The sequence below is a fragment of the Cryobacterium sp. TMT1-2-2 genome (genome assembly GCF_004403505.1).
In the GTDB taxonomy this organism is placed as follows: domain Bacteria; phylum Actinomycetota; class Actinomycetes; order Actinomycetales; family Microbacteriaceae; genus Cryobacterium; species Cryobacterium flavum.
Genome location: NZ_SOGS01000013.1, coordinates 1 through 15,791, shown reverse-complemented (window position 1 = coordinate 15,791; position 15,791 = coordinate 1). Strand labels below are relative to the sequence as shown.

Here is a 15,791-nt window from a genome sequence, read left to right as displayed (position 1 = left end):
GGACATAATCAGCCTTTGTTGAGCCAGCTGCGTTCGGAATCGTTCAGGCGGCGCGCGATCGCATTGCGCAGAGCCTCATTGGTGCGGATGCCCGGATCGCCCGTCACCAAGTGGAAGGCCGCCCGTCGCACCTCGGCGATCAGGTCGCCGTCGACCGCCACCCGAAGAAAACGCAGTTTCGAGCCGTCACCCGATTGCAGATCGCCGAGCACGTTGCCCTCTCGGCGCAGGGCGAGGTCGAGTTCGGCGAGTACAAAACCATCGAGCGTCGCGGCGACATCGCCGATGCGCTGGCGGGCCGGAGACCCGGCCCGGGAATTGGTGACCAGAAGGCAGAGGCCTGGCACGGACCCGCGCCCGACGCGGCCGCGCAACTGGTGCAACTGGGAGACACCGAAGCGATCCGCGTCGAGCACCACCATGGCCGAGGCGTTCGGCACGTCGACACCCACCTCGATAACGGTCGTGGCCACGAGAACATCGATCTCGCCGGCGGCGAACGACCGCATGATGCGGTCTTTCTCGTCGCTCGTCATGCGCCCGTGCAGGGCCTCCAGACGATAGGGGGCGAGCGTCGGTACGCCGCGCATGCCTTCGAGAACCTCTTCCACGTTGAACAGGGGGCCGGCTTTCTCTCCGTGCGACGGTTCGATTCCGACCAGGTCAGCGGGGACTTCCTCAATTTCTGCCGGAGAAATCGCCGGACAGACAACGAAGCCCTGACGCCCGAGCGCGAGCTCCTGCGCCAGGCTCGCCCAGACCCGCCCAAACAGGGCTCCGTTCTCGCCCATGGGCACCACGACACTGCGAATCCCTTGGCGCCCCGACGGCAGCATGCGAATAGTACTCACGTCGAGGTCGCCGAACACTGTCATCGCGATCGTGCGCGGAATGGGCGTGGCCGTCATGACCAGCACGTGCGGTGGCTGCGCGCCCTTCAACCGCAGGGTTTCGCGCTGGTCGACGCCGAACCGGTGCTGTTCGTCGATGACGATCAAACCGAGATCGAAGAACGTTACGGTATCGCTGAGCAGCGCGTGGGTGCCGATCACGATGCGCGACTGACCCGACACCGTGCGCAGCAGTGCCTTGCGCTTCTGGGCGACCGGCAGCTTGCCGGTCAGTAGTGTCGGCATGAGTTCGGCCGCGAGATCGGGGCCGAGAAGCGCGGTGATCGACCGCAGATGCTGCGCAGCCAGCACTTCGGTGGGTGCCAGCAGCGCCGTCTGGCCTCCGCTATCGGCTACGGCGAGCATGGCCCGCAGGGCGACAACAGTCTTGCCCGAACCGACCTCGCCCTGCAGCAACCGGTTCATGGGGCCAGACCGGGCCATGTCGCTGGCGATCTCGGCCGCACAGATCTCCTGGTCGACCGTCAGTACGAACGGCAGGGTCGCGTCAAAGCGTTCGAGGTACCCGCCAGGGGTGGGTACTCGCGGCCGGGTTCGGCGCTCCCGCGCGAGACTGTGCCGCTGCATGAGCGCGCACTGCAGCACCCAGGCCTCGGTGAACCGCAACGTCTCCTCCGCGGCCTTCCATTGCTTCGGATTGTCGGGGCTGTGAATCCAGCGGATGGCCTGGGTGTGGTTGAGCAGGCCGTGTTCGATCCGCATGTCCTGGGGAACCGGGTCGGGCAGGTTGCCCACGCGTTGCAGCACCTGGTCGATCATGGTCTGTAGGTTCCAGCTGGTCTCTGCGGCCGTTGCCGCGTAAATGGGGATGAGCGGCTTGTGGCGAAGCCGCACCGCCGGGTCATCGCGAGCCTCTTCTTCTTCGCTTTCAAAGGTCTTGTACGACGGGTTCGCCAGCTGACTCCGGTTTTGAAAGGTGGTCACCTTGCCGGAAAAACTGCCACGCAGCCCTGGGCGCAATTGATCGAGACGCCACTGCTGGCTGCTCTTGCCGAAGAACGTGAGCAGGAACTCCCCACCTCCGTCGGAAATGACCACCTCAACGATCGTGCCGGGCCGCGATGACATGCGCTTTTCTCGCACTGACACAATGTCGGCGATGACCGTGATGTTGGCGCCGGGGGTGAGTTGATTCAGCGGTCGGAGCACCTCGCGGTCGGCGTAGTCGCGCGGGTAGTGGCTGAGCAAGTCGTTGACGGTCTGAAAACCGAACGCCTTCAGGAGTGCTTTCGCCTTGAGTGCGCCGAGGGCACTCGTCAGGCTGCTATCGGGGGTGAGAGGCTGCAGCCGGGGTGTCGGCAGGGAACCACCATTGAATTCGGGGCCACTGGCAGCGCTCGAACCGGTCATGGTTCCATCGTAAACCGGGCCTCTGACAGGGCAGCTAGGCTCGATACGTTATGACGCGAATTATTTCCGGGTTTGCCGGCTCCCTGACTTTGGCGGTTCCGAAATCGGGCACCCGGCCGACCAGCGACCGGGTGCGCGAGGCCATCTTCTCGGCACTCGACTCACTTGATGCCCTGCACGGCATGCGCGTTCTCGACCTGTATGCCGGATCGGGCGCTCTGGGACTCGAAGCAGCGAGCCGCGGAGCGCGAGTGGTGACGCTGGTCGAGAACAGTTACGGCGCGGCGGCCATGTGCCGCAAGAACGGCGAGGCCGTGCAGCGGTCAGCCCCGAAAGGTGCAGAACTGAAGATTGCGGTGTCGTCACAGGCGGTGCAGTCGTTCCTGGCGGCCACCAAGGACGGCTTCGATGTCGTCTTCATCGACCCGCCCTACGACCTCACCGAGGTTGAGCTCGGGCACAATCTGAGTGCGTTGGCCCCACTGCTGGCCGACGACGCGCTCGTGGTGCTGGAGCGCAGTTCCCGCTCACCCGAGCCGGAATGGGGCCCCGGGCTCAAGCTCGATCGCCGCAAGGACTACGGCGACACGACCGTCTGGTACGCCTCTCCACCGGAACTGAATTAGCCCGCCGCGCCGTCCCAGCCGCGATAGGGGTCCCAGCCGCCCTGATCGTGCGGGGCACCGTCGACGGTGATCATGCCCGCGTGCGAAGCGGATGCCGCCACAACCATTCCGAGGCTCCGAAAGCCCGCCGGCAGAACGGCGTCGGGTGGGAAAGTTGCCAGCAGCCCGTGGTCTTCGCCGCCGCCAAGAGCGACCTCGATGCGGTCGCCCAGGCTCGCGGAGTCAAAATCGATGCCCACTCCGCTGGCACGCGCAATGCGTCCGGCGTCGATGGCGAGCCCATCGGAGACGTCGAGCATGGCGGTGGCGCCGGCGAGGGCTGCAATCGGTCCGCTCGCAATCGGCGGCACGGGGGTGAGCTGGGCTGCCACTTCGGTCGGGTGCGAGAGTTTGAGCGCGTTGGTGCGGTCAAGGTTGGGCACTCCGTTAGCGTCGACGCCCAGGCGAAACAGCAGTTCGAGACCGCGACCGGCGTCACCGAGCAGCCCGGAGTGCGCCACAACGTCGCCGGGGCGCGCGCCCGAGCGCAATACGGGCGCGCGGCCCTCCAGGTCACCGAAGGCCGTCACAGCCAGCGTGAGGGCGTCCGACGCGGACAGGTCGCCGCCGACCACCCCGCAGCCGGGCGCGAGTGCCTCACAACAGTCCCGCAGCCCGTCGGCGATGCCCTCGAGCACCACCACGGGCGTCGACGGCGGTGCGGCAATGGCTACGACGAGGGCGGTCGGGCGGGCTCCCATCGCTGCCACGTCGGAGAGGTTGGTGGCCGCGGCCTTCCAACCGAGGTCGTGCGGCGTGGACCAGGCCAGACGAAAATCCGGACCTTGAATCATCATGTCGGTCGTCACCACGAAGCGTCCGTCGGGAGCGGAGACGACTGCTGCGTCGTCCCCCGGGCCAAGCAGCTGCGCGGCTGCGGTCGGCAGCCGGGGAAAGATTCGGCCGAGTACGGCGCCTTCGCTCAGGTCGGCGAGCGTTTCGGTGGTGGCGGTATGCGGGGCTGAACGCGGGGCATCCGCAGCGGTTGTCATGTAAGAAACGGTAGCCTGAATACGATGTCTCACCCATTCCTGCTCCCGCGCTTCGCTCCCCGTCGTTCCATCGCCGTCGTCACCGTGCTCGCGGGCTCACTGCTGCTGGCGGGCTGCGCCGCCGCCGTGCCGCTGACCCCGGCCGCCGATGCCACCAATGTGGCCTGCGCCGACGTAATCGTGCACCTGCCGTCCACCGTCGCCGACGAGCGCTCGCGGGAGACGAACGCCCAGGGGACAGGGGCCTGGGGAGACCCAGCCGCGGTGCTGCTGCACTGCGGTGTTCCGGTGCCTGCGCCGACGACGCTGCCCTGCCTGAACATCAACGGCATCGACTGGATCGAAGATGACTCCGACGCCCCGACCTACCGGTACACGACCTACGGGCGCGACCCGGCCATCGAGGTCGTCATCGATTCCGAAGCGGTGAGCGGCTCAACGGCGCTGGTCGACGTGGCCAATGCGGTCGGGTATGTTCCGGCGGCCGGGGCCTGTGTCGGCGCCGAAGACGTGCAGCTGCCCACCGACGGGGCGACGACCGCGCCGTAGTCCGGTCTTACGAGACCGCTGGTGGCGATCGGGTCAGGAACCGTGGCGGGCGTGGGCGATGGCCACCGCGATGAGTTCGTCGACCAGCTCGGGGTAGGTGTAGCCGCTGGCGAGCCAGCAGCTCGGGAACATCGAGATGCTCGTGAAGCCGGGCATGGTGTTGATCTCGTTGATCACCCAGCCGGCCTGCGTGAGAAAGAAGTCCACCCGGGCCAGGCCGGCGCCGCCGATGGCTTCGAACGCCCGAATCGCCAGCTGTTGCACCTCTGCCAGCTCCTCGTCCGACAAGAGAGCGGGGCAGACCAGGTCGACCCCCGGTGCGTCGAGGTATTTCGCGGCGAAGTCGTAGAAGTCACGGCCGGTCACGACGACCTCGCCGGCCACGGAGGCGCGGGTCGGCTCCCCCGGGCGTCCCTGCAGCACGGCAATTTCGAGTTCCCGGCCGATGAGCCCGGATTCGATCAAGACCTTGTTGTCCTCGGCGAGCCCCACCGTCATGGCCTCGGCCAGTTGCTCGGGCGTCGACACCCGGCTGACGCCGACGCTGGAACCCGCGCGCGCCGGCTTGACGAACGCGGGCAGACCCAAGTGCTTGAGGGCGGCGTAGGCGGTTCCGGGGGCCTGCGCCCAGTCATCCGCTGTCAGGGTGCGCCACGGCGCTACCGGTAGTGCCGCTTGCTGGAACACGGTCTTGGCAAAGTGTTTGTCCATACCCAAAGCGGATGCGAGCACTCCCGAGCCGACATACGGCAGGCCGAGCAGATCGAGCATGCCTTGGATGGTTCCGTCTTCGCCAAACGGTCCATGCAAGATCGGGAATATGAGGTCGACGGTGCCGAGCGAGCGCACACCCGACGCGTCGACGACGGTCAGTTCCCGGCTCGCTGCGCTCTCCGGCCAGCGCACCCGCGTTCCGTTGTCGGCGACAACGGGCAACGCGGACGCGTTCAGGGCGAACTTGGCTGGGTCGTTGTCTTCCAACACAAACGCACCGTCACGGGTGATTCCCACCGGAATGACCGTGTAGCGATCAGGGTCGAGGGCTGCCAGCACTCCGCCCGCCGTGGCGCAGCTGATCGAGTGTTCGCTGGAACGCCCTCCAAAGAGAAGCACCACCGTGAGCTTGTCCATCGTCAAGTGTCCTTTCGCCCTGCGGTTCGCCGGAGTCTGTTGTGAGGTGCGGCGCAATGTCGCGGGGATTGAGTGTGCCGTCGAGCACCTGGCGTACCTGTTCAACGATGGGCATGTCGACGCCCTTGGCGCGGGCAAGTTCGAGAACGGGCTTCACCGAGGCGAGGCCTTCGGTGGTCTGCTGCATCTGCTTGACGACGTCGTTGATGCTGTAACCCTGGCCGAGCAGTCGCCCGGCCGTGTTGTTGCGCGACAGCGGCGACTGGCAGGTGGCGATGAGGTCACCGAGACCGGCCAGGCCGGCCAGCGTCTCGGCCTGCGCGCCGTAGGCCACAGCGAAGTCCGTCATTTCGACCAGACCACGGGTGATGATCGAGGCCTTGGTGTTTTCGCCAAAGCCGACACCGTCGACGATGCCGATGGCAACCGCAATGAGGTTCTTCAGCACGCCGCCGAATTCGGTGCCGATGACGTCGGTGTTGATGTACGAACGAAAATAGCGGTTGGTGGCCAGTTTGGCCACGGCCTGCGCGGTTTCCAGGCTCACCGAGGAGACGACAGCCCCCGTGGGCTGCTCCTTGGCGATTTCGAGCGCCAGGTTCGGCCCGCTGATCGCGGCAATGCGAGCGGGGTCGATGCTCAGCACCTCTTCGATCACCGTGCTCATGCGCATGCCGGTGGAGCGCTCGACGCCCTTCATGAGCGAGATGACGATCGCGTTCGCGGCCAGGTACGGTTCGACCTGCTTGAGGTTCTCCCGCAGGGACTGGCTGGGCACGGAGACGAAGACCATTTCAGCGCCGGCCAGTGCCAGGTCGAGGCGGCTCGTGGCGCGCAGGCCCAACGGTAGGTTCACGCCGGGCAGGTAGTCGCTGTTGCGGCGGGCTTCGGAGATTTCGCGGGCCAACTCGGGGCGGCGGGCCCACAGAACGACGTCGGCCCCGCCATCCGTCAGAATTTTGGCGAAGGTGGTTCCCCAACTACCGGCGCCGAGAACGGCCACCCGGGTGCCTGGTTGGATCTTGGGCAGCTGGGGGGTTCTAGGCTTCAAAACGGCCGGTCTCTTTCTGGTTGTGCTCCGACGGGTTCCAGCGCTTGACCGGAGCCTTTTCGCCGCGCAGGTCTTCGAGCAACGCAGTGATGGCGACCATCACGACTGCCGTCGCCTCGTTGAGCGTGGCGGTATCGAGGCTGCGCCCCCGAAACTGGGCGAGGTCGAGCGGGTCGCCAATTTTCACCCGAATGGTCTTGCGCGGAAACAGGCTGATCTTCTTGGAATACCGCGGCATCAACTTCTGGGTGCCCCAGTGGGCGGCCGGCACGATCGGAATGCCCTGCTCGAGCGCGATGCGCACTGCTCCGGTCTTGCCCCGCATCGGCCACAAGTCGGGGTCGCGGGTGAGCGAGCCTTCCGGGTAGACGACCACGATCTGGCCCTTTTCGACCAGGCGCTGGGCGGCCTTGACCGGTTCACTGCCGCGCACCGATCCGCCGCGCTGCACCGGAATCTGGCCAGATTTGGTCAGAACCCAGCCGATGACCGGAATCTTGAAAACGGATGCCTTCGCCAGAAACCGCGGCAGCCGCCCCAGCTTCCAGGCCACGACGCCCATGACCACGGGGTCGATCTCGCTGTAGTGGTTGGGCGAGAAGACGAACGCACCGCTGCGCGGGAACTTGTGGGCGTCGACGATCTCGTACCGGGCCGCGAGGTTCATCACTGGCAGGATCAGCCCGGCGAGAATCCAGAACGCCGAGGGCCGGCTCTTTTCCGAACGGATTCGGGTAGGCGACTCGGCTGACTCGGGGGATGCTGGCACGTCTTTATTTTCAGGCACGCGCCTATTATCCTTCGAGATCGAAGTCCGCCCCCAAAAGCCGCAGCTTGCCGATGAAGTTCTCGTAGCCTCGGCTGATGATTCCCACGTTGCTGACCGTACTGGTGCCCTCGGCGCTGAGTGCCGCGATCAGGTGGCTGAAGCCGCCGCGCAGGTCGGGCACAACGATGTCAGCGCCGTGCAGTTTGGTCGGGCCGGTGATGACGGCCGAGTGGTTGAAGTTGCGCTGCCCGAACCTGCAGGGGTGGCCGCCGAGGCATTCCTTGTGAATCTGAATGGTCGCGCCCATTTCCACGAGGGCGTCAACGAAGCCGAACCTTTGCTCGTAAACGGTCTCGTGCACGATCGACGTGCCGTGTGCCTTGGTGAGGGCGATGACGAGCGGCTGCTGCCAGTCCGTCATGAAGCCGGGGTGAACATCCGTTTCGATGATGACAGGCTTCAGGTCGCCGCCCGGGTGATAAAAGCGGATGCCGTCGTCGCAGATGTCGAAAGCACCACCGACCTTGCGGAAGACGTTGAGGAAGGTGATCATTTCGGGCTGGCGGGCGCCGCCGACGAAGATGTCACCGTCGGTGGCGAGGGCGGCAGCAGCCCAGCTGGCGGCCTCGTTGCGGTCGAACAGTGCGCGGTGGTTGTAGCCCATGAGGCGGTCCACGCCCTCGATGCGAATCACCCGGTCGGTGTCGACCGTGATGATGGCACCCATCTTCTGCAAAATATTGATGAGATCCATGATCTCGGGCTCGATTGCCGCGCCCTTGAGTTCGGTGATGCCGTCGGCACGCACCGCGGTCAGCAGCACCTGCTCTGTGGCCCCAACGCTCGGGTACGGCAGTTCGAGCTTGGCACCCTTGAGACCGTTTGGTGCCGACATGCGGATGCCGTTGGGCTGTTTCTCGACGACGGCACCAAACTTGCGCAGCACCTCGAGGTGAAAGTCGATCGGTCGGTCGCCGATGCGGCAACCGCCGAGGTCAGGGATGAACGCCTCGCCCAGTCGGTGCAGCAGCGGTCCGCAGAACAGGATCGGGATGCGGCTCGAGCCGGCGTGCGCATCGATCGCGGCGAAGTGCGCGCTCTCCACGTCGACCGGGTCGAGGATGAGGTCGCCCGGTTCGGCGCCCTCGGTCACCTTGACGCCGTGCACCTCGAGCAGGCCCCGAACGATCCGAACATCGCTGATGTTCGGAACGTCCTTGAGCACGCTCGGGGTTTCACCGAGCAGCGCGGCGACCATGGCCTTGGTGACGAGGTTCTTCGCCCCCTTCACCTCGATGCGGCCGACCAGCGGAATACCGCCGCGGATGGTGATCTTGTCGGCGGTGAGGCCAACAGCTGCCCCGTGGTTCTGGGCACTCCCGCGTTCGTTCGCGTCGTCGTGCTGCCTGGCGTCATTCAAATTCTTCGCCTCTTGATCACGTCGGGCTTCGCTGAGAGTGCTCACAAAATACCTGTCTTCGTGTTACTTGGAGATTGATTCCGGCGACAGCGCGGGAAGGGTTCGGGGCAACCACGGCTCTCGCGTCGCTTCGAATTCATTGATCCGCGCTTCGTCACGCAGGGTCAGGCCGATGTCATCGAGACCTTCGAGCAGCCGCCATCTAGTGTAATCGTCGATTTCGAAATTCACGGTCAGATCCCCGACACGCACTGTTTTACTCACCAGATCCACGGTCAACTCAACGCCCGGGTCGCTCTCGATCAGGTTCCACAGGGTTTCTGCATCCGCTTCGCTGATCTGGCCGGCGAGCAGGCCCTGCTTGCCGGAGTTGCCGCGAAAGATGTCGCCGAATCGGGGGCTGAGCACGACGTCGAAGCCGTAGTCGCGCAGGGCCCAGACGGCGTGTTCGCGTGAAGAGCCGATGCCGAAGTCGGCTCCGGCGATGAGCACGCGACCGCCCTGGTATTCCTTCTTATTGATGACGAAGTCGGGGTCGAGGCGCCAGGCCGCGAAGAGCGCGTCTTCAAAGCCGGTGCGCGTGACGCGCTTGAGGTGCACGGCCGGGATGATCTGGTCGGTGTCGACGTTGGAACGGCGAAGCGGCACCGCGATGCCGGTGACGGTGGTGAATTTCTGCATGCTACTTAGTCTCCATCCTGAACGAGGTCCCACGGGCTCGAGAGCGTGCCGCGAATGGCCGTGGCGGCTGCGACGAGCGGGGACACCAAGTGGGTACGCCCGCCCTTGCCCTGTCGTCCCTCAAAGTTTCGGTTGCTGGTCGAGGCGCAGCGCTCTCCGGGTTCGAGCTGGTCGGGATTCATTCCGAGGCACATCGAACAGCCGGCGAACCGCCATTCGGCGCCGAAATCGAGGAAGATCTTGTCGAGCCCCTCGGCTTCGGCCTCGATGCGCACCCGGGCGGAGCCAGGGACGACCATCATGCGCAGTCCCTCGGCCTTGGTCTTGCCCTTGATGATCTCGGCGGCGGCGCGCAGGTCTTCGACCCGGCTGTTCGTGCAGGAACCGAGAAAAACGGTGTCGACCCGAATGTCCTTCATCGGGGTGCCGGCCGCGAGGTCCATATATTCCAGGGCCCGCTCGGCGGCCGAGCGCTCGTTGGCGTCGATGATGTCGGCGGGGTTCGGAACGGATCCGCTCAGGGACACGCCCTGGCCGGGGTTGGTGCCCCAGGTGACGAACGGTTCGAGCTCGTTGGCGTCGATGATGACCTCGGCGTCGAAGCTGGCGCCCTCATCGGTGGCCAGGGTCTGCCAGTAGGCGACGGCAGCATCCCAGTCGGCGCCACGGGGCGCGTGGGCACGCCCTTCGAGGTAGTCGTAGGTGACCTGGTCGGGGGCCACCATGCCGGCGCGGGCGCCGGCCTCGATCGACATGTTGCAGATGGTCATGCGCCCCTCCATGGACAGGGCGCGAATGGCCTCACCACGATATTCGAGCACGTAGCCGGCTCCCCCGCCGGTGCCGATTTTGGCGATCACGGCGAGGATGATGTCCTTCGCGGTGACCCCGGTGCGCAGGGCGCCGTTGACCGTGATGGCCATGGTCTTGAACGGGTTCAGCGGCAGTGTCTGGGTGGCCATGACGTGCTCGACCTCGCTCGTGCCGATGCCGAGCGCCATGGCGCCGAAGGCGCCGTGGGTGGAGGTGTGCGAGTCACCGCAGACCACGGTGATGCCGGGCTGGGTCAGGCCGAGCTGCGGGCCGACGACGTGCACGATGCCCTGCTCGATGTCACCGAGCGAGTGCAGGCGCACACCGTATTCGGCGCAGTTGCGACGCAGGGTCTCGATCTGGGTGCGGCTGGTCAGGTCGACAATGGGCTTGTCGATGGCCAGCGTCGGCGTGTTGTGGTCTTCGGTCGCGATGGTCAGATCAGGACGGCGCAGCGGTCGATTGGCCAGGCGTAGACCGTCGAAGGCCTGGGGGCTGGTGACCTCGTGCAGCAGGTGCAGGTCGATGTAAATGAGGTCTGGCGTGCCGTTCTCGCCCTTGCTGACGAGGTGCTTGTCCCAGACCTTTTCAGCCAGCGTGCGCAGGCCGGTGCTGGAATGTTGTTCCGAAGTGGGTATTACGTTGGTCATTTTGAGCGTCTTCCTCACGAATCGATGGCAGCCACGCCGAACTCCGCGACGAGGGAGGCCTCAGGACAGGGACTCGTCGCGGCACAGAAGAAGTCGGCTCACCACGGATTCAGGGTAACACCTCGTCCAGCCGCCGGCCTCGCCAGCGGTCAGTCGAACGCCGACTCCACGTAGACGACGCTCACGTTGTCACGCCCGCCATGCTCGATGGCCTCAGCGACGAGAATGTCGGCGACGCTGCGCCCGTGCCCATCCAAGCGGATGTCCATGGCCAGGACCCGCGCGATCGCCGCGTCGTCGAGTTCCTTGGTCAGCCCGTCGGAGCAGATCAGAAAGGACTGCTCCCCCAGGGCCGGCAGCAGCCAAACGTCGGCATCGACGAATTCGTCAGCGCCGATCGCGCGGGTGATGACGTTGCGCTCTGGATGCTTCTCAGCGTCCTCGGTGGAGATCAGTCCGGCGTCCAGCATTTCCTGCACCGCGGAATGGTCGACTGACAGCTGGCTCAGAACCCCGTCGGTCCAGGTGTAGACGCGGGAATCGCCGACGTTGAAAGCCATCCAGTGATAGCCGACGTCATCGCCGGCGTCGACGAAAGCGATGCCGGCAAGGGTCGTGCCCGACACTGCGGTGCCGTAGTCGTCGGCTGCGCTGAGATCGCGCACGGCGTCGTTCGAGGAGTGGATGGCGTCGAGTATGCGCTCCGGAGTCGACGGCAGATCGCGCGCGATGTGCTCGTCGAACACCCGCAACACGGTCTGGCTGGCGACCTCACCCTGCGCGTGTCCGCCCATACCATCGGCGACCAGAAAGACCGGTGACTGTGCCAGAAGGCTGTCTTCATTCACCGTGCGCACGCTGCCGACGTCGGTGCGTGCGCTGAAAAAGAGGCGGGCGGTGGCGGTGGAGAGTTCAATCGTGCTCTGCTGGTTCAGAGTCATAAGAACCCTCCGTTCGCCGGTGCCCGGCCTCTATTCGTCATTCCTTGCCGGTCGCCGAAATCTCCTCGGCCAGCGTGTGACCACGCTTCTTGGCATCGTGACGCGCCTTGATCAGGCTCGCGATGGTGGCCACGGCCATGCTACCGATGATCACGCCGAGCGACGTCCAGGTGTCGATCTCCGGGGCCCACTCGATGTTTTCCCCGCCGTTGATGAAGATTACTTCGTTGGTGTGCATTGCGTGCAGCACGAGCTTGACGCCGATGAAAGCAAGGATGACCGCGATGCCGTACTTGAGGTATTCGAGCCGTTCGAGCAGTCCGCCGAGCAGGAAGTACAACTGGCGCAGGCCCATGAGAGCGAAGATGTTGGCCGTGAACACGATGAAGGGGCTCTGGGTGATGCCAAAGATCGCCGGAATCGAGTCAAGGGCGAAGATGAGGTCGGTGGTGCCGATCGCGATGAACACGATCAGCATCGGGGTGAAGACCTTTTTGCCATCGATTCGGGTTCGCACCTTGGAACCGTCGAATTCTGACGAGATACGGATTCGATGACGCAGCAGCCGGATGACCGCGTTCTCTTTGTCCTCGGTTTCTTCCTCGTTGGAGAACGCCTGCTTGACGGCGGTGTAGAAGAGGAACGCCCCGAAGATGTAGAAGATCCAGGCGTAGCTTTCGATCAGCTGGGCGCCGGCGAGAATGAAGATTCCGCGCAGCACGAGGGCGATGATGATGCCCACCATCAGCACTTCTTGCTGGTATTTTCGCGGTACCGAGAACCGCGCCATGATGATCACGAAGACGAAGAGGTTGTCGATCGACAGGCTGTACTCGGTGAGCCAGCCGGCGAGAAACTGCCCGGCATGCTCGGCGTCACCGAGCAGCAGCATGAGCAGTGCGAAGATCAGCGCCAGGGTCACATAGAACGCCACCCACAGGCCAGCCTCGCGCATGCTCGGCACGTGCGGGCGTTTGTAGACGATGAGCAGGTCGGCGACGAGAATCAGGGTCAGAACGACCAGTGATCCAGCCTCGAACCAGAGAGGGAGAGCGAGTTCCACGGGGGCCTTTCAAGAAATAACGGGAGTCGGGTGTTACGGAACCCGAAAGTCTCTCCCGCACCAATAGGACCCAACCGGAACCAATCGATACCACCGCGACCGGGGCCCCGACAGCGCGGCCCGTATTGACGATCGCGACATAGAACCCGATCGGGCCCAGAGGGATACTCCCCTTCGCTTGCAAAATTCTAACAGTGTGGCGGGCGGGCGCGCGCGCGGTCGAAGATTTCCGGTTATTCCGGCGTTCTTACGGATTGATGCGGTGGTGAGTTTTTGCGAATGTCCCGTCGCAGGATCAGCAGGAGAACACCGGCCAGCAGCAGCAGGAATGCCGCGCCGCCGATCCCTGGCGCTTCAAATCCCGAGCGGGCGAGTTCGGTCATCACCGGGGCGACCGCTGCAACGCTGGCATTCTTGGTGCCCGAGTTGATGACGGTAATGGTCTCCGACGCCAGCTGTGCGGTCGAAGAAGTCACGCCGATCATCACGATGTGGTGCAGACCGGCCGCTGTCGCCTCGGGAACGATGACGCTGGTCACGATGTTGCCGTTGGCATCAGCTGTGACGGTTGACAGCAGCACGGGTGTGGAATGAATCCACACTTGAACGGACTCCCCCGGATCGAAATCGGCACCAGTGACAGCGAGTGACTGCAGTGCACCCTCCTCAACGGTTTGTTCGAGCGTTGTGTTCTGTGGTGGCGTCGTGGCCACCACGAAACTATGGCTGGCCGAGCGCGCATTTCCATACGTGTCCTCGGCTGTGACGACGACGTCTACGTTTCCGTCGGCGAGCGCACCGGGCTCAACCGTCCAGACGCCACCGACCTGCACCGTAGCGCTCAACACCTGTCCGGCCACCGTGACCGACACGGTCGCGCCGACCGGGGCATCCGTTGTTCCCGACAGTGTCGGCGTGGTGTCGCGCGTGCGACCCGCCGGGGCCACGGTCACGGCCACCGCGGGTGCGGTCGTGTCGATCGTGAAGACCTGGGTCGACGTTGCCGGGAGGTTCGTTACGCGGTCCACCACGGTCACGTCGACGGTGAAATTACCATCGGCAGAAATTTCGGCCGATTCGACCGACCAGGTTCCGGCAGCCGTCACGGTCGTTCTAAGAACCTGGCCATCGATCGTCACGGTCACTGCCGATCCGGCCGCAGCCGTCGAGGTACCGACGAAGGTCGGTGCTGGATCGTTGGATGCTGCTGCCGCGCCCCCGATGACAGTCACGTCGGGTGCCGCGACCACCGTGTAGACCTGAAGAGCGACACCCGTGTTACCGGCGGCATCCGTGATCGAGGCCGTGATGGTGTGATCGCCCTCGACGAGCGCCCCGGCGGCCACTGACCACGTGCCCCCCGCGATGACCGTGGCGGCGAGCGTCTGGGTGCCCACTGAAACGGATACCGCGGTGCCGACGGGTGCATTGGACGTGCCCGAAATGGTCGGTGTCGTATCGGCGTTGGTGAGTGCGGACCCTCCGGAAATGGACACGATCGGTGCGACGGTGTCGACGGAGTATGCCTGCGTTGCCGTTTGGCTGTTACCCGCCGGGTCCGTGACCACAGCGGAAACCAGGTGATTGCCGTCACTGAGTGCGCCGGCCGTGACCGACCATGCGCCGTCGAAAACGGTCGCGGACAGGGTCTGATCGGCCACGGTGACGGTGACGACGGTGCCGTTGGCGGCATCCGTTGTGCCCGAGATGGTCGGCGTGGAATCGTTGATCAGCGTGGAACCCGCGATGATGGCCAGCGAGGGTTTGGTGGTGTCGACCCTGATGGTCTGGATGGCCGTGCCGGTATTGCCTGCAAGATCCGTGACGGAGACAGTGACGGTGTGCCCGCCCTCGACGAGGGCCGCGGCTATCACCGACCAAGTACCACCCGCAACAACGGTGGAGGTCAGCGTTTGACCGGTAACGGCCATAGTGTCAGTAACGGTCACAGTGACCGAAGTGCCGACGGGAGCATCCGTCGCTCCAGAGATGGTCGGGGTGCTATCGGCGGTCGTCAGCGCTGCCCCGCCGGTAATGACCAGCGTCGGCGCCGTCGTGTCCAGAGTGATCGTCTGACTCCCCGTGCCGACGCGGCCGCCGACTGCGATGGTGACGACGACTGGGTAGGTGCCATCGGCACCGAGGCCGTCCGCAAGCACCGACCAGGCACCGGCCGTCACCGTCGATGAAACCGTGGTGCCATTGATATCCAGCGTCACGACGCTGTCATTCGCTGCGTTGGTCGTGCCCCAAATAGTCGGAGTTCGATCGCTGGTCGTCTGCGTTGCCCCACCAGCAAAAACCACGGTCGGTGCCTCAGCATCGTGCGTCAAGGCCTGGGTGGCGCTACCGCTGTTACCCGCCAGATCCGTGATCGATACAGTGACGGTGTGCTCGCCCCCGACCAGCGTTGCGGCCGTCACAGACCAGGTACCACCGGAAACAACCGTGGCGGTCAACGTTTGGCCCGCAACCACCACGGTGACCGTCGTGCCGACCGGGGCATCCGTCGTACCCGAAATCGTCGGCGTGCCATCCGCGGTTGTCAGCATTGAACCACCGGTAATGACCAGCGACGGCGCAGTCACATCCAGCGTCAGACGCTGCGTCACCGTGCCGGTATTGCCGGCTACATCCGTGACGGAGACCGTCACGGTGTGCCCGCCCTCGACGAGAGCCGCGGCTATCACCGACCAAGATCCATCCGCAATAACCCTGGCGGTCAACGTTTGGCCCGCAACCACCACGGTGACCGTCGTGCCGACCGGGGCATCCGTCGTACCCGAAATCGTCGGCGTGCCATCC

Annotated in this window: 13 protein-coding genes; 2 read left to right on the top strand and 11 right to left on the bottom strand. The window is 64.9% G+C overall.

Annotated features, from left to right (window positions below):
- Positions 1–8: 8 nt before the first annotated feature.
- Complete coding sequence (locus tag E3T35_RS08225; RefSeq protein ID WP_134378449.1) at positions 9–2,261, bottom strand: ATP-dependent DNA helicase RecG; 2,253 nt, start codon at positions 2,259–2,261, stop codon at positions 9–11.
- A gap of 50 nt (positions 2,262–2,311) precedes the next feature.
- On the opposite strand from E3T35_RS08225, the gene rsmD reads away from it, so the two are divergent.
- On the top strand, positions 2,312–2,887 hold the full coding sequence (gene rsmD, locus E3T35_RS08220) for a 16S rRNA (guanine(966)-N(2))-methyltransferase RsmD (protein WP_134344516.1): 576 nt from the start codon (positions 2,312–2,314) through the stop codon (positions 2,885–2,887).
- On the opposite strand, the gene thiL is transcribed toward rsmD, so the two are convergent.
- Positions 2,884–3,918, bottom strand: coding sequence for a thiamine-phosphate kinase (gene thiL, locus E3T35_RS08215; protein ID WP_134378447.1), 1,035 nt, complete (start codon positions 3,916–3,918; stop codon positions 2,884–2,886). The genes rsmD and thiL overlap by 4 nt on opposite strands.
- 24 nt (positions 3,919–3,942) lie before the next feature.
- Between thiL and E3T35_RS08210 the strand changes: the two genes are divergently transcribed.
- Complete coding sequence (locus E3T35_RS08210; RefSeq protein WP_134344520.1) at positions 3,943–4,467, top strand: DUF3515 family protein; 525 nt, start codon at positions 3,943–3,945, stop codon at positions 4,465–4,467.
- A gap of 33 nt (positions 4,468–4,500) precedes the next feature.
- Here E3T35_RS08210 and E3T35_RS08205 read toward each other — a convergent pair whose 3' ends face one another.
- The 9 genes from E3T35_RS08205 to E3T35_RS08165 form a co-directional block, all read right to left on the bottom strand.
- Positions 4,501–5,598 (bottom strand): D-alanine--D-alanine ligase family protein, encoded by a 1,098-nt coding sequence (locus E3T35_RS08205; RefSeq protein WP_134378445.1) that lies wholly within the window; start codon positions 5,596–5,598, stop codon positions 4,501–4,503.
- Positions 5,498–6,649, bottom strand: coding sequence for an NAD(P)H-dependent glycerol-3-phosphate dehydrogenase (locus E3T35_RS08200; RefSeq protein ID WP_241988772.1), 1,152 nt, complete (start codon positions 6,647–6,649; stop codon positions 5,498–5,500). The genes E3T35_RS08205 and E3T35_RS08200 overlap by 101 nt, the downstream gene beginning before the upstream one ends.
- A complete protein-coding gene (locus E3T35_RS08195; protein ID WP_241987667.1) occupies positions 6,639–7,379 on the bottom strand; it encodes a 1-acyl-sn-glycerol-3-phosphate acyltransferase in 741 nt (246 codons plus the stop codon). Before E3T35_RS08195 ends, E3T35_RS08200 begins: the two co-directional genes overlap by 11 nt.
- Before the next feature lie 64 nt (positions 7,380–7,443).
- Positions 7,444–8,751 carry a UDP-N-acetylglucosamine 1-carboxyvinyltransferase gene (murA, locus tag E3T35_RS08190; protein WP_233197242.1) on the bottom strand — a complete coding sequence of 436 codons (1,308 nt, stop codon included), beginning with the start codon at positions 8,749–8,751 and terminating at the stop codon, positions 7,444–7,446.
- Between the two features lie 150 nt (positions 8,752–8,901).
- Positions 8,902–9,519, bottom strand: coding sequence for a 3-isopropylmalate dehydratase small subunit (gene leuD / locus E3T35_RS08185; RefSeq protein ID WP_134344523.1), 618 nt, complete (start codon positions 9,517–9,519; stop codon positions 8,902–8,904).
- Positions 9,520–9,524: 5 nt separating this feature from the next.
- On the bottom strand, positions 9,525–10,982 hold the full coding sequence (gene leuC / locus E3T35_RS08180) for a 3-isopropylmalate dehydratase large subunit (protein WP_134344525.1): 1,458 nt from the start codon (positions 10,980–10,982) through the stop codon (positions 9,525–9,527).
- Between the two features lie 149 nt (positions 10,983–11,131).
- Complete coding sequence (locus E3T35_RS08175; protein WP_092341236.1) at positions 11,132–11,923, bottom strand: PP2C family serine/threonine-protein phosphatase; 792 nt, start codon at positions 11,921–11,923, stop codon at positions 11,132–11,134.
- A gap of 37 nt (positions 11,924–11,960) precedes the next feature.
- Entirely contained in the window at positions 11,961–12,986 is a 1,026-nt protein-coding gene (locus tag E3T35_RS08170) for a TerC family protein (protein WP_134344527.1), read from the bottom strand.
- A gap of 233 nt (positions 12,987–13,219) precedes the next feature.
- Positions 13,220–15,791: Ig-like domain-containing protein (locus E3T35_RS08165; RefSeq protein ID WP_134378443.1), on the bottom strand; the 2,572-nt coding region annotated here is incomplete at its 5' end.